1 protein-coding gene is annotated in these 527 nt (G+C 49.7%); it reads left to right on the top strand.

Annotated features, from left to right (window positions below):
- Nucleotides 1–299: 299 nt before the first annotated feature.
- On the top strand, nt 300–527 hold a 228-nt coding region (locus tag DVK07_RS24090; protein WP_233565582.1), incomplete at its 3' end, for a hypothetical protein.

Below are 527 nucleotides of genomic sequence, written 5' to 3'. Positions count from 1 at the left end.
GAACTGCTTGCTGTACGAAGTTGGGATCGAGCCCTACCCATTTTGGCGTCAAGTTCGGCTTCCAAGTCAGCGATTACGTCTTTTGCTTGATTGAGTTGTCTAACGCGATTGGATTGGTTTGTCATAGGTGTTTACTGTTGATTGTCGTGGTGGTTTGCTTGCGGTTCTATGGTTTTACACCGGTGCTTGCTCTTTGGTCGGACGTACATCGGGAGCACGTGCATTCTTTCGGCCTCGCCTGAGAGCGACGGCTTGACTTAGGGCTGGTGACGGGAGCCGGACTACTCCCGAGAATTACTATGGATGCGGGGATTCTGCATCCAGGATTTGGTTGGGCGTCCGGTGGTGGGCTTTCATTTTTGCGAAGTGGATATTTGTCCATATACTTTGTGGATTTTCAAAACATTTTGGTAAACAATCTGTCATCGCAGGCGACTACTGTATCGTCGCTAATCAGTTATGACGACGCTGACGCAGACTGTGAGGAACGTGCTACACAGGGGCCAATGACGCAATACTTCTCAGGA

The sequence above is a fragment of the Halorubrum sp. Atlit-26R genome (assembly GCF_003666015.1).
Lineage (GTDB): Archaea > Halobacteriota > Halobacteria > Halobacteriales > Haloferacaceae > Halorubrum.
Note: the sequence above shows the minus strand (reverse complement) of the source record. Positions and strands in the feature narration are given on the sequence as shown.